The sequence below is a fragment of the Frigoribacterium sp. 9N genome, from assembly GCF_902506305.1.
Taxonomy (GTDB): Bacteria; Actinomycetota; Actinomycetes; order Actinomycetales; family Microbacteriaceae; genus Frigoribacterium.
In genome coordinates, this window is the sequence record NZ_LR733392.1 from 1,164,438 (window position 1) to 1,183,826 (window position 19,389).

Here is a 19,389-nt window from a genome sequence, read left to right on the forward strand (position 1 = left end):
ACGGCCCGGGGGTCAGGCGCCCAGGTGCTCGGCCAGGGCCGCCAGGGTCTCCGACGTGCCGGCGTCCAGCTTAACCGTGGCCCGCGAGTCGCCCTTGGTGACGCCGCGGTTCAGGACGACCACGGGCAGCTTCCGGCGCGTCGCCTGGTCGAGCAGGCGGATGCCGCTGTTGACGACGAGCGAGGAGCCGGCGACGAGCAGCGCCTCGGCGCCGACGACCATCGAGCGCGCCTCGGCGAACCGCTCGGTGGGCACGAACTCGCCGAAGAACACGACGTCGGGTTTGAGCAGGCCGCCGCACACCGTGCAGGTCGGCACGACGAACGCGTCGATGTCGTGCACCTCGACGTCGCCGTCCGGGGCGAGCCGCACCTGGTCGGGCTCGTCGATCCAGGGGTTCTCGGCGGCGAGGCGGGCCGCCACCATGTCGCGGGCGAACGCCTGCCCGCAGGTGAGGCAGACGACGCGGTCGACGGTGCCGTGCAGGTCGACGACCCGGCGCGACCCGGCGCGGACGTGCAGGTTGTCGACGTTCTGGGTGATGACGCCGTTCGTGACGCCGGCGGCCTCGAGCCGGGCCAGCGCCCGGTGCCCCTCGTTGGGCCCGGCGGCACGGAAGGACTTCCAGCCGAGGTGGCTGCCGGCCCAGTAGCGCTTGCGGTAGCTCTCGCTCGAGAGGAACTGCTGGAAGGTCATGGGGTTGCGGGGCGGAGCGCCCTCGCCCCGGTAGTCGGGGATGCCCGAGTCGGTGCTGACCCCCGCCCCGGTGAGCACGGCCACGCGGCGCCCGCGGAGGGCCTCGACCGCGGCCTCGAGGGCCTGCTCGTCGGTGGGGGCCGCGGGGGCGTTCGACACGGGTGGGGCTCCTTCGGGTGCGGTGACGCTAGCCTAAACGCGTCCCCCTCCGATTCGATTCCAGCGGTCGCCCGTCCGCCGGGGCCGTCCCCCGTGGAGCACCGTGCACGTCACCCGCATCACCGACCTCGACCACGAGGCACTCGCCGACTACAACCGGCTCACCGACGTCGCGCTGCGGCGCGTGTCCGAGCCGGAGGGCGGCCTCTACATCGCCGAGTCGACCAAGGTCATCGAGCGGGCGCTGCGGGCGGGCCACGTGCCCCGGTCGGTGTTGATGACCGACCGGTGGTTGCCCGACATCGAACCCCTCGTGGCCGACCACGAGGGCGAGATCTTCGTCGGCGACGCGGCCCTGCTCGAGACGCTGACCGGCTACCACCTGCACCGCGGGGCCCTCGCCGCCATGCACCGTCCCGAGCTGCCCACGGTCGTGTCGGTGCTCGAGGGCGCTCGGCGCGTCGTCGTGCTCGAGGACATCGTCGACCACACGAACGTGGGCGCGATCTTCCGGGCCGTCGCCGGCCTGGGGGCGGACGCCGTCCTGATCACCCCGCGCTGCGCCGACCCGCTCTATCGGCGGAGCGTCCGCGTCAGCATGGGCACCGTGCTGCAGGTCCCGTGGACGCGCCTCCCCGAGTGGCCGGCCGGTGCCGGGCTGCTCCGCGAGGCGGGGTTCGAGGTGGCCGCCCTGGCGCTGAGCGACGACGCGGTGACCCTCGACGCCTACGCGGCCGCGCCTTCGGACCGCGTCGCCCTGCTGCTCGGCACCGAGGGCGACGGGCTCAGCCGGGCCGCCCTGCGGGCCGCCGACACGGTGGTGACCATCCCGATGCTGCACGGCGTCGACAGCCTCAACGTGGCCGCCGCCTCGGCCGTGGCCCTCTGGGCCCTGCGTCTGCCGGCGGACGGGTCGGCGGCGGTCGCGTGACCGGTCGCGTGACCGGAGTCGACGGGCGTCGTCGACCCGGCGTGGTCCGGAGGCGCGTGGGCGTGGTCGCGCTGCTCGCCCTGGTCGTCGCGGTCGGCGGCTACGTCCCCCTGGCACTGCTCAGCCCGCTGGCGCCCGCCGCGGCGGACGTCGCCTCGTACGCCGCACCGGCCGAGGAGGCTCCCGACCTGACCTTCCCCGCCTACGGCGCGACGGCGGTCGAGGCGATCGGCTGGGACGACAGCCTGACGACGAGCGGCGACGAACGACCCCGTCCGATCGCGAGCATCAGCAAGGTGGTCACGGCCCTCGTCGTCCTCGACGAGAAACCCCTCGACGGCGGTGACGGCCCGTCCCTCACCTTCGGCCCGGCCGAGGCGGCCCTGGTCGACGCGTACCGCGCACGGAACGGCAAGGTGGCACCGATGGCGGCCGGGCAGGTCCTCACCGAGCGGCAGGTGCTCGAGGTCATGCTGATCGAGTCCGCCAACAACTACGCCGAGGTGCTGGCCCGGTGGGCGTTCGGCAGCGACCAGGCCTTCGTCGACGCGGCGCGGTCCTGGCTCGACGGCCACGGCCTCTCGTCGACCACGCTCGTCGAACCCACCGGGTTGTCGCCGCAGAACACGAGCACCTCGACCGACCTGATCGCACTCGGCCGACTGGCCCTGGCCGACCCCGACGTCGCCCGCACGGTCGGCACGGCGACGACGTCCGTGCCCGGCATCGGCGAGATCAGCAACAGCAACGAACTGCTCGGGCTGGACGGCGTCGTCGGCATCAAGACGGGGACGCTCGACGAGGCCGGCGCCTGCCTGCTGTTCGCGGCGGACTACACGATCGGCGGGCGACGGGTCACGGTCGTGGGCGCCATGCTCGGCGGCGTCGACCACGACCAGCTGGACCGCGACGTGCAGGCCCTGCTCGCGAGCGTCGCGGAGGGCTTCCGGACCATCACGCTGACCAGCCGCGGCGACGCCTTCGCCGACTACGAACTGCCCTGGGGCGACGAGGCCCGAGCGGTGGCCGCGGAGGACGCCACCGTCCTCGTCTGGGGCGACGAGACCGTGCAGGCGTCGGTCGAGACCGACGACGTGGGCGCGGCCCCGGTCGGGACGCGCGTGGGCGACGTCACCTTCACCGTCGACGGAGAACGGCACGTCGTGCCCCTCGAACTCGACGCGGGCATCGGCGAGCCGGGCGCCTGGTGGCGCTTGACGCATCCCGACGAGGTGTTCTGACCCGAGCGTCAGTCGTCGGTGCGGTGGACCACGGTGACGGCGTCCGGTCGCTTGGCCCGGACCAGGTCGCCCGACGACTGGTGCCGGATGCGCCGTACCACCCAGGGCACGAGGTACTCGCGGGCCCAGCCCATGTCGTCGGCCCGTGCGTTGCGCCAGGGGCGACGCTCGAGCGGCTCGGGCTCGTAGGGCGCGAGGTCGTTCTCGACCGCGAGGGCCTGCAGGACCATCCGCGCGATCGTGTGGTGGCCGAGGGGACTGAAGTGCAACCGGTCGGGCGCCCACATCCGTGGGTCGACGAGCTGACGCAACGCCCACATGTCCGCGACCACCGCGTCGTGTCGCAGCGCGATGGCGTGGACGTGCTCGTTGTAGATCGCGACCTTTCCGCGGAGACGACCGAGGACCGGGGTGAGGCCGATGTCGGGCCCGGTGAAGACCACGACCGTGGCACCGTCGGACCGCAGTCGTGCGACCAGTCCCTCGAAGCCCGCGGCGACCTCGTCGGGGTCGGTGCCGGGACGGATGATGTCGTTGCCCCCGGCCGAGACCGAGATGAGGTCGGGCCGCAGGGCGAGCGCGGCCTCGGACTGCTCGTCGATGATCTGCTTCAGCAGGCGGCCCCGGACGGCGAGGTTGGCGTAGGCGAAGTCCTCGGTCGAGGAGCCCAGCACCTCGGCGACGCGGTCGGCCCAGCCCCGGTGCCCCCCGGGGGAGCGCTCCTCGGGGTCGCCGATCCCCTCGGTGAACGAGTCGCCGAGGGCGACGTAACGGGACCACGGGTGTTGCTGACTCATGCCACCAAACTACTCTCGACGCGTGCCCGCACCGAAGCCCGCCCCTCCGTCCGACCCGACCCGTGCCTCCTGGTCGCCCGGCGAGCTGCTGCCCGACGAGCTGCTCGAGCGCTTCCGGGGGCGGGCCGCCGACCACGACCGCGAGAACACGTTCCCCCACGACGACCTCGCCGAACTGCGCGAGCGCGGCTACCTGAGGGCGTTCGTCCCGGAGCACCGAGGAGGCGCGGGTCTCGGACTCGAGCAGGTCGCGTCCCTGCAGTCACGCCTCGCGGCGGCGGCCCCGGCCACGGCGCTGGCGGTCAACATGCACCTGGTCTGGACCGGGTGCGCGGCCGTGCTGCACGCCCGGGGCGACGACTCGCTCGACCTCGTCCTCGAGGACGCCGCGCACGACGAGGTCTTCGCCTTCGGGGTGAGCGAGCCCGGCAACGACCTCGTCCTGTCCGACTCGGTGACCTCGGCCGAACCCACGGGCGACGGCGGCTACCGGTTCACCGGCACCAAGGTCTCCACGTCGCTCTCGCCGGTCTGGACGCGCCTCGGCGTCTTCGGACGGGACGACTCCGACCCGGAGGCGCCGGCCCTCGTCCACGGGTTCGTCCACCGCGAGCAGCCGGGCCACGCCTCGCTCGAGGACTGGGACACCATCGGCATGCGCGCCACGCAGAGCCACACGACCCGGCTGACCGGGGTCGAGGTGCCCGCCTCACGCATCGTCCGTCGACTGCCCGTCGGCCCGAGCGCCGACCCGTTCGTCTTCGCGGTCTTCGCCGTCTTCGAGACGACCGTCGCCGCCGTGTACCGGGGCATCGCCCGCCGGGCCCTCGAGCTCGCCGTCGAGTCGGCACTCGGGACGACCTCGCGGCGTGCCGGGGGAGCGGCCAGGGCGCTCGACCCCGTGGTCCGTTGGCGCGTCGCCGACGCCGGGCTGGCGGTCGACGGACTCGAGCCACAGGTCGACCGGGTCGCCCGCGACGTCGACGAACTCGTCGACCACGGGGCCGACTGGCCGCGGCTCGTCGTCGGGCTCAAGACGCGCGCCACCGGGACGGCCCGCGCGGTGGTCGAGCAGGCGGTCACGGTGGCCGGGGGGTCCTCGTACCGGGCGTCGTCCGAGCTCGGGCGCCTGCAACGCGACGTCCTCGCCGGACGCTTCCACCCGTCGAACACCGACTCGGCGCACGCGACCATCGCGGCGGCGCTCCTCGGGCCGGGTTCCTGACGGGTCGACGCACGCGGCCGCATCGGGGGCCGCGCCCCGGGCGACGACGATGTCGGTGGCGCGTGTGAGGATGCTCCGGTGAGCAAACAAGACGGCAGCGGGCGGATCGTCACGACGGTGCCGACCGACGACGCGACCGCGCCGATCTTCCACGTCGACATGGACGCCTTCTTCGCGTCCGTCGAGTTGCTCGACCACCCCGAGCTCCGGGGCCGACCCGTGGTCATCGGGCACCGCTCCGACCGGTCGGTCGTCACGGCCGCCACCTACGAGGCCCGCAAGTACGGCGTCAACTCGGCGATGCCCATGGCGATCGCGTTGCGTCGCTGCCCGCAGGCCGTCGTGCTCGAACCGCACTTCGAGAAGTACCAGCACTGGTCCTCACGAGTCATGTCGATGTTCGACGACGTCACGCCCCTGGTCGAGCGCCTCGGCATCGACGAGGCGTTCCTCGACGTCAGCGGGTCGATCCGCCTGATGGGTTCGCCGTTCGAGATCGCCACGGCACTGCGTCGTCGGGTCCACGCCGAGACCGGGCTGCACTGCAGCATCGGGGCCGCGTCGACCAAGTTCGTCGCCAAGCTCGCGTCGAGCGTCGCCAAGCCCGACGGGCTCCTGCTCGTACCGCACCGCCACACCCTGGCCTTCTTGCACCCGCGGCCGATCAGCGCGCTCTGGGGCGTGGGCGGCAAGACCGAACAGGTGCTGCTCGACCGCGGCCTCCGAACGGTCGGCGACGTCGCCTCGGCCCCTCTCGACATGCTCGTCCATGCGGTCGGGCCGGCCGCGGGCGCGAAGCTGCACGACCTGGCGTGGGGTCGCGATCCCCGCAGCGTCCACACCGAGACGGCCGAGAAGAGCGTCGGCAACGAGAACACGTTCGGCACCGACGTCGTCGACCCCGTCGTCGTCCGACGTGAACTCCTCCGCCTGAGCGACAAGGTCGGCACCCGTCTGCGGGCCGCAGGCGTGAGCGGTCGCACGGTCGTGCTCAAGTTGCGGACGACCGACTTCGTGACGATCACGCGGTCCCGGACGCTCGCCGACCCGACCGACCTCGGGCGACGAATCTACGACGAGGTCGTGTCCCTCTACGAGACCACGGGCAAGCAGCACGAACGAATCCGGCTCGTCGGCGTGCGCGTCGAGCAGCTCAGCGAGGGGACGGGCGGTGACTCGCTCGGCCTGTGGGACGACGACGCCGACTGGCGCGAGGCGGAGTCGACCATGGACGCCCTCCGGGCCAAGTTCGGCTCGGCCATGCTGACGCCGGCCTCGCTGCTCGGCACCTCGCGGCGTCGACCCGGCACCTCCGGTCGAGATGCGGGTGCCGCGTCCGTCGACGACGCCGGTCGAGGGTAAACTCGGTTCGAGTGAGCACCGCCAACGCATCCGACCCCGCCGGGGGTGAGCAGCACCTCGACGGCCTCTCGTCCGACCCTCTCGACGTCGGCGTCTCGGCAGGCAACTCGGCCGCCGAACACCTCTCGCCCGCGTTCCCCGAGCGGGCCGCCTGGGGCACCGCCAGCAAGTTGCGCGCGTGGCAGGCCGACGCCCTCGAGCTCTACTTCTCGACGATGCCGAGGGACTTCCTCGCGGCGGCCACACCGGGCGCCGGCAAGACGACGTTCGCCCTCCGCCTCGCCACCGAACTCCTGTCCCGCGGCGAGGTCGACCGCGTCGTGGTCGTCGCCCCCACCGAGCACCTGAAGCGCCAGTGGGCCGACGCCGCCGACCGGGTCAACCTCCGCCTCGATCCGATGTTCAAGAACGCCGACGGCACCTTCGGACGGCACTACCACGGCATCGCCGTCACCTACGCCCAGGTCGGCATGAAACCCGAGGTGCACAAGGCCATCACGACGGCCGGTCGCACCCTCGTGATCCTCGACGAGGTGCACCACGGCGGCGACGCGCTCAGTTGGGGCGACGGCATCCGCGAGGCCTACACCGGTGCCACCCGTCGTCTCTCGCTGACGGGCACCCCGTTCCGGTCCGACACGGCGCCGATCCCGTTCGTGCAGTACGCCCCGGACGAGCACGGCATCCGCACCTCGAGGGCCGACTACTCGTACGGCTACGGCCGCGCCCTCGCCGACGGCGTGGTGCGACCCGTCCTCTTCATGGCGTACGCCGGCCAGATGCGCTGGCGCACCCGGATGGGCGACGAGATGAGCGCGTCCCTCGGCGAAGCCGTGACGAAAGACATCACGGCCCAGGCCTGGCGTACGGCGCTGTCGCCGCAGGGCGACTGGATCCCGGCCGTGCTCTCGGCGGCCGACAAGCGCCTCACCGAGGTGCGCCGGGGCGTGCCCGACGCGGGGGGTCTCGTCATCGCCACCGACCACACCGCGGCTCGGCAGTACGCAGCCGTGTTGCAGAAGCTCACGGGTGAACGCCCCACCGTCGTCCTGAGCGACGAGAAGGCCGCCTCCGACCGCATCCAGGCCTTCTCCGACGGCGACAGCCGCTGGATGGTCGCGGTCCGGATGGTCTCCGAGGGCGTCGACGTCCCGCGTCTCGCCGTCGGCGTGTACGCCACCTCGGCGTCGACGCCGCTCTTCTTCGCCCAGGTCGTGGGACGGTTCGTCCGAGCCCGCCGACGGGGCGAGACCGCGTCGATCTTCCTGCCGAGCGTGCCCAGCCTGATGGCCCTGGCCAACCAGCTCGAACTGCAGCGCGACCACGCGCTCGACCGACCCACCGACGCCGACGACGGCCTGTTCGCCCCCGAAGAAGACATGATGGCCGCGGCCAACCGCGACGAGAAGGCGTCGAGCCTCCTCGAGCAGCAACCGTTCGAGGCCCTGGACTCGCAGGCCTCGTTCGACCGGGTGCTCTACGACGGCGGCGAGTTCGGCACCGGAGGCGAGATCGGCAGCCTCGAAGAACTCGACTTCATCGGCATCCCCGGTCTGCTCGAGCCCGACCAGGTCCGCGACCTGCTGCGGCAGCGGCAGGCCACCCAGGCGCGACGGGCTCCGAAGACCGGGTTGCCCACGACCGCTCCGGTCGCTGAGGCCCGACCCCTCTACCAGACCATCAAAGAGCAGCGGCAAGAGCTCAGCCGGCTCGTGTCGATCTGGTCGCGGCACTCGAACGAACCGCACGGGCTGATCCACGCGGACCTCAGGCGCATCAGCGGGGGCCCGTCCGTCGCTCAGGCCAGCACCGAACAGATCCAGAAGCGCATCGACGTGTTGCGCGGCCGCCTCGGCCAGCGCGCCTGACCCGGGTACGATCGACCGATGCTCGACGAGAACGTCCCCGACCGGTGGACCGTGCGCGCCGACCCCGAGGGGGCACCCGAGGCGGTCGTCGAGCGCTTCGGCGGCGGCTACCGACTGAGCCGGTGGAGCCCGACCGACGCCGAGCCGGCCCGCCTGGGCGTCTACACGTCCCCCGAGCTCGCCGAGACCGCCTGGTGGCGACTCGTCGACCGCGAGCGGGGTCAGGGCAGGCGGACGATGTCGACCAGGCGGACGGGCCTCGAGGACGCCTGAGGGACGCCGTCCGGGGACGGGCGCACCCTGGTGCCCCCGCTCGGTCCGAGCGTCGAGACACCCTCGTCGCCGCACAGCAGCACCGGTCTGACCTCGAAGGCCCGTCCTCGTCCGAGCGCCCGGAGGCCGTCACCCCACCGGCGGTCCGAGGGATGGGCCGACGCGGCGCCGACCCTCTCGAGGACGAACGCCACGGTCGCGGCGCCGAACTCGGTGGCGACGGCGGCCAGGGCATCGCCGTAGTGGTCGAGCGCGGCGGTGTCGGGCACCTCGGGGATGCCCTCCAGGGGCACCATGAGGGGGAGGGGGACGTCGTCGTCGTCGAAGAACAACGTCCAGAGCTGGCGACGCACCGCCGACGGGACGATGGCCTCGACGTGCCGGACGAGGTCGTCGACGTCGTGGACGGGGGCGTGCGGATCGGGGACGCGTCCCGGATCGGACGCGATGGCCGCGACCGGGTCGGCGGGAGGGCGGTCGAGGGTGGTGTCGAGGACCGAGGTGAGTGTCATGGGTCGAGCCTCTCGGGCCGCCCCCGCTCCCGGACGGTTCTCCCCAGCCGCATCGATCGACGAGGGTCGATGCGAGGCTGGGGAGGACCGATCAGCCTTGGAGTCGCACGGAGTCGCCGACGGCGACCGTCTCGCCGCCCTGGCCCGGTGCTCCGGACAGTGCCCGGAGCGCCCTGCGGAGCACCGTGCTGGACGTGCTCATGGTGTACGGGAAGTAGACGACCTCGACCCCGACCGCCCCGAACTCGCGCTCGAGCCGGAGGCCCTTCTCGGTGCCCCGCCAGTCGTCGCCCTTGAAGAAGACGTCGAAGCGGAGCTCGCGCCAGACGTCCATCTTGTCGGGCACGGTCTCGGCGTGGACGCCGTCCACGACGTCGATGTGGCGGACGATCTCGAGCCGTTCGGCGAGCGGGACGACGGGCGAGATGCCCTTGGTCACCTGCAACATCTCGTCGGACACGACGCCGGCGATGAGGTGGTCGCACTGCGCGGACGCGTGCCGCAGCAGGTTCAGGTGACCGATGTGGAACAGGTCGAAGGCGCCGGCCGCGTAGCCGACCCGGCCCGCGCCTCCTCGTCCGCTCCCGCCGTCGACGGGGTCGAGGGCGAGGCCGGTGGCGGGGGTGGGGATGACGTCCACGGGTGTGGTCCTCTCGTCGGGGTGGTGCTCGGAGGTGCTCACGACAGGGCACCGGGCCGGCGTCGGAGGCGGGGGAGGTCCTGCAGCGGGCGGGCGGCGCCCGCGTGGTCCACGAGGTCGGCGATGCTGAACGAGGGCGCGGGTTCCTCGACGGGGTGACGGACGTCGTCGTCGAGCCAGGTGGCACGCACCAGGACCCGGCGCCACGGGGGCACCCCGGTCAGCACGACGCCCACGGGTTGCACGTCCAGGCTGACGAGCTCGGCGCTCAGGCTCCGGAGGGACTCGACCGTCGTGACCCCGGACCGGACGACCAGCAGCACGCCGTCCACCTCGTCGGTCACGCTGCGCAGCGCGAGCGGGTGCGAGTCGCTGGAGGCCTGGACGACGGAGACGTCGTAGTCCTCGCGCAGAGCGGTGAAGAAGGCGTGGGTTCCCGAACGGACCAGGTGACGGGACGACGCGACGACCCCGTCGGACACCGGCACGCGGTCGTAGCCGTGCCGATCGGCCTCGACCTCCTCGGGCACGGCGCCCACGGGCACCGTCGAGGGACGGGACAGCGTGCGGGTGTCGAAGTCGGACTGGACCAGGGCGCACGTGGCGCCGAGCTCGACGACGGCGCGCGCGAGGCCGCCGTCGACGCCGACCGCCTCGCGGACCGAGTCCGTCCGGGCCAGCAGGAGCGTGGCGGGCAGCGAGCCACCCCGGAGGGCCCTCGTGTTCTGCACGACCTCGCGCAGGGCCGTGCGGGTCCGGGCGGACGAGGCTCCGGTCACCGGGTCGTCGCCCTGCCGGAGGGCCCCCGGGAGCTGTCCCACGACCGGCAGCCCCGTGATGCGGCGCACGTCGTCGACCGTGTCGACCGTGGGCCGGGCACGGGCCAGGACGAGCGCGCCGGCGAGACCGACCGCCAGGCCGGCGAGGAGACCCGAGAGGACCGTCAGCGCGAGGCCCGGTTCGTCGGGCGTCGTCGGGACGGCCGCGGGGGAGGTGAGGTCGAGCGCGACGGTCTGACCGTCCGTCCCGGCGTCCGATTCGGCGCGATCCACGACCGCCGAGAGGCTCTCGGCGACGTCGTCGGCGAGCGAGGCGGCCCCGTCGGGCGTTCCGGCCGTCGTCTGCACGCGGAGGACCGCGGTGCCGTCCGGGTTGACCACCGAGACCCGCTCGGCGAGCTCGTCGACGGGCAGGCCGAGGTCGGCCGCGACCGGTCCGAGGACTTCCGGGCTCGTGCCGAGCTCGGCGTAGGACGCCACGCGCTGCTGGGCGAACTGCCCGCGGGCCGCGAGGCCCGAGCCCGGGGACTCGACCCGGACGAGGAGCGTCGCCTCGGCGCGCCAGCCGGCCGGAGCGAGCTGAGACCCGCCGACGCCCGCGGCCACCCCGAGGAGCGCCGCCACGCCGATGAGCGCGGCATGGCGCGAGACGGCCCGACCGAGACCCCCCGCGACGGCACGACGGGCCGGGGCGACCTCGTGGCTCACGACCTCGAACCGATCGACGGGGGAGTCAGGGACTTCAGCTCGCGGAACCACTTCGGCAGGGCGAGGACGAGGTAGCCGGCGTTCGCGACGAGGAGCGCCAGGTAGACCACCGTGAACGCCGGCGGCCAGGCCAGCAGGACGAACGCGAGGCACATCAGGCCGTAGTCCGTCGGGACGACCGCCAGCGAGTAGAGCAGTCCCGTGCGACGTCCGACGGGCGCGGCGACGCCGGTCCGGGCCGCCTCCGCCCGGCGGAGCTGGTCGGTCAGCACGATGGCGAAGAACGCCACCGTCGCCACGACCTGGTAGACGAGCGGCGCGGCCAGCAGGGCTTCGCGACCCTCCGGTTCACGGAGCCACGACGCGAAGACCGCCAGGTGCAGCACCGCGATCTTGGTCGCGTCGATGACGTGGTCGAGCCACTCGCCCGCGGGGCTGCCGCCGCCCCGGAGGCGCGCGACCTGTCCGTCGGCCGAGTCGAGGGCGTAACCCACGACGAGCAGCAGGACGACGGCCAGGGCCGTCCCGATGCCGGACGGCGCGAAGGCGAGGACCGCTATGCCGGCGAAGGTGCACGCGGCGCTGAGTGCCGTGACCTGGTTCGGAGTGGCACCCACGGTGTAGGCCACCGCGGCGGCCCATCGACCGAGTCGGCGGTTGACGAAGCGCGAATAGGCGGGCGCACCCGTGGACGGCTTCTGGGCCGACGCGAGCGCGGCGAGGGCGGGACGCACGGCGCGGGGCACGGCGGGTCGGGCCGAGGTCGCCTCGGCGGTCGCGGGGGCGTCGGTCACGAGGCCACCGCCAGGGAGTCGACGTCGGCCGTGTGCAGCTCGCGGGTGACCACCGCGCCGATCCGGCGACGCATGCGTTCCGGTGTGAACCGCTGGAGGTAGGCCTCGCGGGCGTGGCGCCCGGCGACGGCCAGGGTGGAGACGTCCATCGACGCCAGGATCTCGGTCAGGCCGTCGACGTCGCGACGGTCGAAGAGCCAGCCCGTGTGCCCCTCGTCGACGACTTCTTCCGGGCCGCCGGAGCGGCTGGCGATGACGGGACGCCCCTGGCTGAACGCCTCGAGCGTGACGAGTCCGAAGCCCTCGAGGGTGTCGGTCGGCAGGATGACCGCGTCGGCGTCGCGGAGGTAGGGCGACGCGTCGTCGACCTCTCCCACGACGGTGACCGTCTCGGGTCGCGAGACGATCGCCGCGACCAGACCGGGCACGTCGACGGAGGAGCCGACGGCCGGCGGGCCGCCCAGGATGACGAGCTGCCCGGGGCAGCCTGCCGCGTTCCAGGCCGTCAGGAGCGTCGCGTGGCCTTTGTGGCCGTTCCAGCGACTCGCGACCACGTACTGGGGCGCGCGACCCTCGGCACGGTCGGTGACGGCGATCGAGCGGTCCGACACGCCGTTGTGGACCACGACGGCGCGCGAGTCCTCCGAGAGGCCGGACGAGTCGAGCACCGACCGAGACACGGCGACCAACGAGGTGCAGGCGCGGGCCAGGGGACGGAGACCTCGACGGTCCCCGTCGCTCCAGGGCTCCTGCAGGTGCCCCACGACGCGGCGGACGCCCATGGCCCGGGCGACGGGCGCGACGATCAGGCAGGCGCTCGTGGCGCAGTAGACGAGGTCGAAGTGGCGCCCGGACAGTCTCAGCGCCGTGCGCGCCGCGTCGCGGGCCAGGCGGACGAGTCCGAGCGGTCCGAGCCGGGTCCGGCGCAGGATCGGGAGGGGCGTGCGCTCGACGCGCGCCCCGAGCTCGCGCAGCCTCGGCCCCAGGGGCCCGACGGAGACGTCGGAGGGCAGCCAGACCGTCACGTCGAGGTCGTCGCGGGCGGCGAGCTCACCGACCACCTCGAGGACGATCCGGTCCGAGCCGTACATCTCGTCGGACGAGTGCACCAGCAGCACCCGGCTGCGCCGCGATCCCCTCCGGCGGCGGGGGAGTTCGGGCAGGTCGACGCCCGTCCGGGCGTCCTCCCGCAGGATCGGTGCGGCGGTCGTCGCCGGTGCGGACTCGCGGTCCCGGTAGTGCCTGATGTCGACGGACATGCTCTCTCCCCTGTCGTCGTGAGCGTGGTCCGGGCCCGTGAACGGCCCGCGGTGGTCTCGGATGCTGCTGGTGGGGGTCAATACGCTCCCCGGTGCTCGAAGAGGACCCGGACGGTGCGCCACATGATGACGAAGTCGACCGTCAGCGACCAGTTCTCGACGTAGTAGAGGTCGAGGCGGACGCTCTCCTCCCAGCTGAGGTCGCTGCGTCCGTTCACCTGCCACATGCCCGTGAGTCCGGGCTTGATGTACAGGCGTCGGTGGACGTGGTCCTCGTACCCCTCGACCTCGCGAGGGAGGGGCGGCCGGGGCCCGACGACGCTCATGTCGCCTCGGACGATGTTCCACAGTTGGGGCAGCTCGTCGAGCGACCACCGACGGAGGACGGCACCCACGCGGGTGACCCGCGGGTCGGACTTCATCTTGAAGAGCAGGCCGGCTCCCTCGTCCGCCTGCGCGAGGCCGGCGAGCCGGCTCTCGGCGTCGACGACCATGGAGCGGAACTTCAGCATCTCGAAGGTGCGCCCGTCACGGCCGACCCTGCGCTGACGGAACAGCACCGGGCCGGGACCGTCGAGCCGCACCGCGAGGGCGACGACGGCGAACACCGGCGCGAGGACGACGAGCGCGGCGGACGCCAGTGCGAGGTCGGACAGACGCTTGAGGGCGTGTCGCGGGCCGTCGAACTGCGGCAGCTCGACGTGCATGAGGGGGAGACCCTCGACCGGGCGGTAGTGGATGCGGGGCCCGGCGACGTTCGTCAGTCGCGAGGCGATGACGAGCTCCGTCGCTCGTCCTTCGAGCGACCATCCGAGGTCGCGCAGGTACTCCCGGCCACGACCCGGTTCGCCGGCGACGATCACGCTCTCGGCGCCCAGGCGCCAGACCGCACGCGGAACGCCGTCGAGGTCCGCCACCACGGGGACGGTGCGGCCTCCGACCACGATGCCCCTCGGGTCGGCGTCCGGGACGGCCGCCCCGACGACGTCGTACACGGCACCGCTCGTCTTGTCGATGCGACGGACGACGTCGGCGATGTCGTCGCGCGATCCCACGATGACGGCTCTCGACAGGTAGTGGCCCTTGGCCCGCTGGCGTTCGAGCCAGCGCCGCATGGTCCACCGGCCGACGACCAGGCCGGCACCGCCGACGGGCAGCGCCACCAGGAAGTAGCCCTCGCCGCCGATGTGGCCGACCGAGGCGAACCCGATCGCCACGACGGCGAAGGCCCAGACGCTCGCCGTGAGGAGGCGCTTGTACTCGACGACGCCGCTGCCGACGACCGCGAGGTCGCGGGTGCGGTGCAGCGTGAGGCAGAAGGTCCAGACCAGCCCGACGACGACGGGGAGCACGGGAGAACCCACCGACTCGATCAGGGTGGACGCGTCCGAGCCCCGACCGGCGGCGATGGCCCTCGCGGCGTCCACCACGACGGCACCGACGATGCTCAGGGTCAGGACGGCCGTGTCGACGAGGCGGAGCCGGCGCCGGTAGCGGCGAGCCCAGGCGGCGCCGGACTCGGCGTCGTGCGTCGCGGCGGGCGCCGCGAGGGGGCCGTCCGACTCGGTCAGGTCGAACGGGGGATCGATCCGTCGGGGTGACGACGGTCCGACCAGGAGTGAGCGGAGTTCGCTCTGCGTGCTGGACATCGGGTCTCGGGTTCGGGTAGGCGACGGCGCGCCCACGTCGGTGGTGACGACGGGGGCGGTGGCGGGCGGTCGATCGAGGTTCGGGTTCGATCGACCGCCCAGGCGTCGCGCCGGAGCACGGACGTCACGAGGGTGCGCGACGTCGGCCGGGCGGCGACGGGCGCGCCGGGCAGCGGGTCTGCTCGACGCACGATTCGGGTCGGTGCGGTGACGGGAGCAGATGCTCCCGGTGGAGAGGGTCGGGTTTCTCGGTTCCTGGCGATTTCGGGTCGACCAGGAGGATGCTGTGACTCTAGTTCGGGGGGCACCCGCCATAGGAGTCTAACAAGACCCCCCGTTCGGGGGCGATCGTGTCCCCCCTGTTGCCGACACCCGAACGGGTGACCCTCGGACCCCGCGATGTCACCCGTGCGGGGGTGACAAGAAGCCGTGAAAAGCGCGGCCACGGCGCGTCCCGTTCCAGGCGGAGGGTGGCCCGCGGCGTGAGACACGCAAAAGGCCTGTTCAGGCCGGTGACACGACGTCCGGACCGAGGGTCGACACGCCGCCGTCCGTGCCGTTCATCACCCCGACAGGTGTCGTTCATCTCTCGTCGCCCCTGGTGTCTGCAGCGCAGGTGGGGTACAGACGGACAGTGCCCCCCGGCCCTTCGGCCGGGGGGCGCATCACCCGTCACAATCACCCTCGTCCGCGTGTCACGGACGGGTGACGAATCCTTGCTCGACCATCCAGTCGAAGGCCACGTCGGCGGGCTCTTCGCCCTCGACGTCGACCGCCAGGTTGAGTCGTCGCATCTCGGTGTCCGTGAGGGCCGGCGAGATCTCGTCGTACACCTCGGCCAGCTGCGGGTACTCCTCGAGGGTGGCCGTCGAGAGGACGGGTGCCGCGTTGTAGGCGGGGAAGAAGCCCTGGTCGTCCTCCAGCACGGCGAGGTCGAGCGAGTCGATCCGGCCGTCCGTCGTGAAGACCTCGCCGAAGTTGCAGCTGCCCCGGTCGGTCGCGGTGTAGACCGTGCCCGTGTCCAGGATGCTCACGTTGCTCGTCGGCACACCGTCGGCGGCGCCGAGTTCGAGCCCGTACGCCGCGAGCATGGGGGCGAACCCGTCGGCCCTCGAGTTGAACTCGGCCTCGACGCAGAAGGTGCGCTGCTCGACCGGCAGGTCGGCGATCTGGGAGAGCGACGTGATGTCGCCGAGCTCGGGAACGGCCTCGGCCCGGACCGCCATGGCGTAGGTGTTGTTGAGGGGCGCGGGCTCGAGCCAGGTCAGGCCGTTGTCGGCGTCCGCGTCGCGGACGGCCTCGTACTGCTCCTGCTGGTCGGGGATGCCCTCCGCCTCGGCAAGGTAGGTCAGCCAGGCGGTGCCGGTGTACTCGTAGGTCATGTCGGCCGTCCCGTCGAGCATCAGCTGTCGCACCGCCACCGACCCCGGCACGTTCGTCATGTCGGTGACCTCGAAGCCCGCGGCCTGCGCGGCGAGCACGGCGATCTTCCCGAGGATCAACTGCTCGGTGAAGTTCTTCGCCGTCACGGTGATCGCCGCGTCGTCGGGCAACCCCTCGACGGCTCGGATCGAGCCGGGCGCCACGGCGGGCACGAACGCCGTCGCCGGCTGCAGGCCGCACCCGGTCAGAGCGAGCGTCGCGGCGCCGACCACGGCGAGGGACGAGGAGGCGCGACGCAGTCGTCGGGGGAGGCGGGAGACGGTCATGCGCGGAGTCCCTTCGGACGGGCGACGTACTCGACCACACGGCCCAGCCAGTCGATCAAGAGGGCGAGCAGGGCGATGAGCAGGGCCCCGGAGACGAGGACCCGCGGCAGGAACAGGTTGACCCCGGTGGTGATCAGCAGCCCCAGGCCGCCGGCACCGATGAACGTGGCGAGGGCCGCCGACCCCACGAGCAGCACGAGGGCCGTACGGATGCCGGAGAGCATCACGGGGACGGCCAGCGGCAGCTCGACCTTCAGCAGGACGGACGACGCACTCATCCCCATGCCCCGACCGGCCTCGACGAGGCGGGCGTCGACGCTCTGCAGTCCGATCATGGTGTTGCGCAGCACCGGAAGCGCCGCGTAGAGCACGAGGGCGACGACAGCAGCCCAGAACGTGAAGCCGAGCCAGAACGCGAGCAGCACGATGAGTCCGATGGCCGGCGCGGCCTGGCCGAAGTTCGCGAGGAGCAGGACGGGACCGCTGATGCGCACGAACGGCCGCCGGGTGAGCAGCACGCCGAGGGGGATGGCGAGGACGAGGACGATCGCCGCGGAGACGAAGGTCAACGCCAGGTGCTCGCCCGTGTAGGCCAGCAGGTCGGAGGGGTTGAGGGTGGTCCGTTCGGCCGTCGTCAGGTCGGCCGTGGTCAGCCACACGACGAATGCCGCGAACACGGCGAACACGGCCACGGGTTGCACGAGCAGTCCGAGCCACGCCGGGCGGGGCCCTTGCCGGCCGGACGAGCGTCCGTCGACCGAGGCCGGGGCGACCGAGGCGGTCACGCCGCGTCCTTCTCGTCGACGGGGGCTCCCGGCACGACGTCGAACGAGCCCGTGTTGGTGCCCACCGGAGCGTCGTGGTGGGCCTCCGCGGCCGACGCGCGCGCCCGCGTGATGGCCTCCATGACGACCTCGACCGTGATGACGCCGATGAAGGCGTCGCGTCGACCGGTGACCAGGGCCGCACCCGCACTCGAGACGAGCATCGTGTCCAGGGCGTCGTTGAGGGTGGCGCCGCTGCCGATGACCGGCAGGTCGGCGTCGGGTGACGAGCCCAGCACGTCGAGACGGCCGAGCTGGCGGCGCGAGGGCCACGAGACGGGGCGCTCCCGGTCGTCGACGACGACCGCGTGGCCGTGGCCGGCCGCCTCGACCCGGGCGAGGACGTCGGCGGCCGAGTCGCCCGCTCGGGCGACGATGGCCTCGGCGAGGTCGACGTCACGGACGCGCGTCAGCGTCAGCTGCTTGAGGCCGGCCCCCGACCCGATGAAGTTCTCGACGAACTCGTTCGCCGGCTCGGCGAGGATGCGCTCCGGGGTGTCGTACTGCACGATGTGCGCGCCCTCGGAGAAGATGACGATCCAGTCGCCGAGCTTCACGGCCTCGTCGAAGTCGTGGGTGACGATGACGATGGTCTTCTGCAGCTCGTGCTGGATGTTGATCAGCTCGTCCTGCAGGCGCTGGCGGGTGATGGGGTCGACGGCACCGAAGGGCTCGTCCATCAGCAACACGGGCGGGTCCGCCGCCAGTGCCCGCGCGACGCCGACGCGCTGCTGCTGACCACCCGAGAGCTCACGCGGGTAACGGTCGCGGTACGTGGCCGGATCGAGCGACACGAGTTCGAGCAGCTCGTCGACGCGGGCGGCGATGCGCTCCTTCGACCAACCGAGCATCTTCGGGACGATGGCGATGTTCGCCCCGACGGTCATGTGCGGGAACAATCCACCGGCCTGGATCACGTAGCCGATGCGGCGGCGCAACTCGTCGCCGTCGATCGAGGTGACGTCGTCGCCGTCCAGGACGATCCGCCCCTCGGTGGGCTCGATCAGCCGGTTGATCATCTTGAGGGTCGTGGTCTTGCCGCACCCCGACGGTCCGACGAGCATGACGATCTTGCCGGCCGGGATCTCGAGCGTGATGCCGTCGACGGCCGGCTCGGCCTGGCCGGGGTACCGCTTGGTGACCTGGTCGAGGGTGATGCTGCGGCCCGAGACCTCGTCCGAGGGGGACGAGGAGGCGCGGGTGGGGTCAGTTCTGGACACGGATGCCTCTCGAGATGGTCAGGCGGCCGAGGCCGACGAGGAGGAGGTCGAGGACGAGGGCGAGGAGGACCACGCCCACCACGCCCGTGACCACGGAGGCGAGCGCGTTCGCGCCGCCCAGTCGGGACAGGCCCGAGAAGATGAAGCCGCCGAGGCCCGGGCCGAGCGCGTACGCCGCGACCGCGGCGATGCCCATAACCATCTGCGCGCTGACGCGCACGCCGGTGAGGATGATCGGCCAGGCGAGGGGCATCTGGACGGTCGCCAGGGTCCGGAAGCGCCCCATGCCGATGCCGCGAGCCGACTCGACGAGCGAACCGTCGACCTCGTGCAGGCCGACGACGGCGTTCCGCAGGATCGGCAGTGCGGCGAAGAACGTGACGACGATGACCGACGGCGCCACGCCGAACCCCGCGAAGGGGATGAGCAGGCCGACCAGCGCGAACGACGGAAGGGTCAGCCCCACGGCCGACACCCCGTTGGCCAGCGCGTAGAGCGTCGGGTTGCGGTGCACCAGGGCGGCGAGGCCGACCGAGACGACGACCGCCAGGACGAGGCACTGCACCACGAGGGAGAAGTGCTGCCATGAGGCGAACCAGATCTGGCTCCACCGGTCCACCACGAAATCCCACGCCAAGCAGACCATCTCCTCTGAGCAACGACCATCAGTCCGAATCGTCGCTTCCCCGAGAGGCGACCGGCGTCCACACTAACCACGGCCCCCACGCCGCGTCATGTCGCCG

18 protein-coding genes are annotated in these 19,389 nt (G+C 72.5%); 6 read left to right on the forward strand and 12 right to left on the reverse strand.

Going from position 1 to position 19,389, the window contains the following annotated elements; translation table 11 throughout:
- Positions 1-12: 12 nt before the first annotated feature.
- Positions 13-855 carry an NAD-dependent protein deacetylase gene (locus ARTHRO9V_RS08485; RefSeq protein ID WP_056045171.1) on the reverse strand — a complete coding sequence of 281 codons (843 nt, stop codon included), beginning with the start codon at positions 853-855 and terminating at the stop codon, positions 13-15.
- Positions 856-958: 103 nt separating this feature from the next.
- Here ARTHRO9V_RS08485 and ARTHRO9V_RS08490 point away from each other — a divergent pair, with 103 nt between their 5' ends.
- The gene (locus tag ARTHRO9V_RS08490) at positions 959-1,786 is read left to right on the forward strand and encodes an RNA methyltransferase (protein ID WP_159826618.1); all 828 of its coding nucleotides are present in this window, start codon (positions 959-961) and stop codon (positions 1,784-1,786) included.
- 8 nt (positions 1,787-1,794) lie between these two features.
- The gene (locus ARTHRO9V_RS08495; RefSeq protein ID WP_158612832.1) at positions 1,795-3,027 is read left to right on the forward strand and encodes a D-alanyl-D-alanine carboxypeptidase family protein; all 1,233 of its coding nucleotides are present in this window, start codon (positions 1,795-1,797) and stop codon (positions 3,025-3,027) included.
- An 8-nt stretch (positions 3,028-3,035) separates the two neighbouring features.
- Here the strand turns inward: ARTHRO9V_RS08495 and ARTHRO9V_RS08500 are convergent, their stop codons facing one another.
- Positions 3,036-3,824, reverse strand: coding sequence for an SGNH/GDSL hydrolase family protein (locus ARTHRO9V_RS08500; protein ID WP_056045163.1), 789 nt, complete (start codon positions 3,822-3,824; stop codon positions 3,036-3,038).
- 22 nt (positions 3,825-3,846) lie between these two features.
- Between ARTHRO9V_RS08500 and ARTHRO9V_RS08505 the strand changes: the two genes are divergently transcribed.
- The 4 genes from ARTHRO9V_RS08505 to ARTHRO9V_RS08520 all read left to right on the forward strand — a co-directional run bounded on the left by ARTHRO9V_RS08505 (position 3,847) and on the right by ARTHRO9V_RS08520 (position 8,552).
- Positions 3,847-5,049 carry an acyl-CoA dehydrogenase family protein gene (locus ARTHRO9V_RS08505; RefSeq protein ID WP_236556974.1) on the forward strand — a complete coding sequence of 401 codons (1,203 nt, stop codon included), beginning with the start codon at positions 3,847-3,849 and terminating at the stop codon, positions 5,047-5,049.
- Positions 5,050-5,127: 78 nt separating this feature from the next.
- On the forward strand, positions 5,128-6,411 hold the full coding sequence (gene dinB, locus ARTHRO9V_RS08510) for a DNA polymerase IV (RefSeq protein ID WP_159826622.1): 1,284 nt from the start codon (positions 5,128-5,130) through the stop codon (positions 6,409-6,411).
- A gap of 11 nt (positions 6,412-6,422) precedes the next feature.
- Positions 6,423-8,279, forward strand: coding sequence for a DEAD/DEAH box helicase (locus tag ARTHRO9V_RS08515; RefSeq protein ID WP_159826624.1), 1,857 nt, complete (start codon positions 6,423-6,425; stop codon positions 8,277-8,279).
- Between the two features lie 18 nt (positions 8,280-8,297).
- Positions 8,298-8,552 (forward strand): hypothetical protein, encoded by a 255-nt coding sequence (locus ARTHRO9V_RS08520; RefSeq protein ID WP_056045153.1) that lies wholly within the window; start codon positions 8,298-8,300, stop codon positions 8,550-8,552.
- On the opposite strand, the gene ARTHRO9V_RS08525 is transcribed toward ARTHRO9V_RS08520, so the two are convergent.
- The 10 genes from ARTHRO9V_RS08525 to ARTHRO9V_RS08570 form a co-directional block, all read right to left on the reverse strand.
- Positions 8,501-9,064 carry a hypothetical protein gene (locus ARTHRO9V_RS08525; protein WP_159826625.1) on the reverse strand — a complete coding sequence of 188 codons (564 nt, stop codon included), beginning with the start codon at positions 9,062-9,064 and terminating at the stop codon, positions 8,501-8,503. The genes ARTHRO9V_RS08520 and ARTHRO9V_RS08525 overlap by 52 nt on opposite strands.
- A gap of 91 nt (positions 9,065-9,155) precedes the next feature.
- Positions 9,156-9,596 (reverse strand): adenylyltransferase/cytidyltransferase family protein, encoded by a 441-nt coding sequence (locus ARTHRO9V_RS08530; RefSeq protein ID WP_056047412.1) that lies wholly within the window; start codon positions 9,594-9,596, stop codon positions 9,156-9,158.
- 146 nt (positions 9,597-9,742) lie between these two features.
- A complete protein-coding gene (locus tag ARTHRO9V_RS08535; RefSeq protein WP_159826627.1) occupies positions 9,743-11,191 on the reverse strand; it encodes a hypothetical protein in 1,449 nt (482 codons plus the stop codon).
- A complete protein-coding gene (locus ARTHRO9V_RS08540; RefSeq protein WP_233568318.1) occupies positions 11,188-11,985 on the reverse strand; it encodes a CDP-alcohol phosphatidyltransferase family protein in 798 nt (265 codons plus the stop codon). The genes ARTHRO9V_RS08535 and ARTHRO9V_RS08540 overlap by 4 nt, the downstream gene beginning before the upstream one ends.
- Positions 11,982-13,244, reverse strand: a complete 1,263-nt coding sequence (locus ARTHRO9V_RS08545; protein ID WP_056045142.1) for a glycosyltransferase family 4 protein — start codon at positions 13,242-13,244, stop codon at positions 11,982-11,984. Before ARTHRO9V_RS08545 ends, ARTHRO9V_RS08540 begins: the two co-directional genes overlap by 4 nt.
- A 77-nt stretch (positions 13,245-13,321) precedes the next feature.
- Positions 13,322-14,893, reverse strand: a complete 1,572-nt coding sequence (locus tag ARTHRO9V_RS08550; RefSeq protein ID WP_056045139.1) for a sugar transferase — start codon at positions 14,891-14,893, stop codon at positions 13,322-13,324.
- A 695-nt stretch (positions 14,894-15,588) separates the two neighbouring features.
- Entirely contained in the window at positions 15,589-16,602 is a 1,014-nt protein-coding gene (locus ARTHRO9V_RS08555) for a glycine betaine ABC transporter substrate-binding protein (RefSeq protein ID WP_123570057.1), read from the reverse strand.
- Positions 16,599-17,387, reverse strand: coding sequence for an ABC transporter permease (locus ARTHRO9V_RS08560; RefSeq protein WP_159826629.1), 789 nt, complete (start codon positions 17,385-17,387; stop codon positions 16,599-16,601). Before ARTHRO9V_RS08560 ends, ARTHRO9V_RS08555 begins: the two co-directional genes overlap by 4 nt.
- Positions 17,384-18,646 (reverse strand): ABC transporter ATP-binding protein, encoded by a 1,263-nt coding sequence (locus tag ARTHRO9V_RS08565; RefSeq protein WP_159826631.1) that lies wholly within the window; start codon positions 18,644-18,646, stop codon positions 17,384-17,386. The genes ARTHRO9V_RS08560 and ARTHRO9V_RS08565 overlap by 4 nt, the downstream gene beginning before the upstream one ends.
- Positions 18,633-19,283, reverse strand: a complete 651-nt coding sequence (locus tag ARTHRO9V_RS08570) for an ABC transporter permease (protein WP_233568317.1) — start codon at positions 19,281-19,283, stop codon at positions 18,633-18,635. The genes ARTHRO9V_RS08565 and ARTHRO9V_RS08570 overlap by 14 nt, the downstream gene beginning before the upstream one ends.
- Positions 19,284-19,389 lie beyond the last annotated feature (106 nt).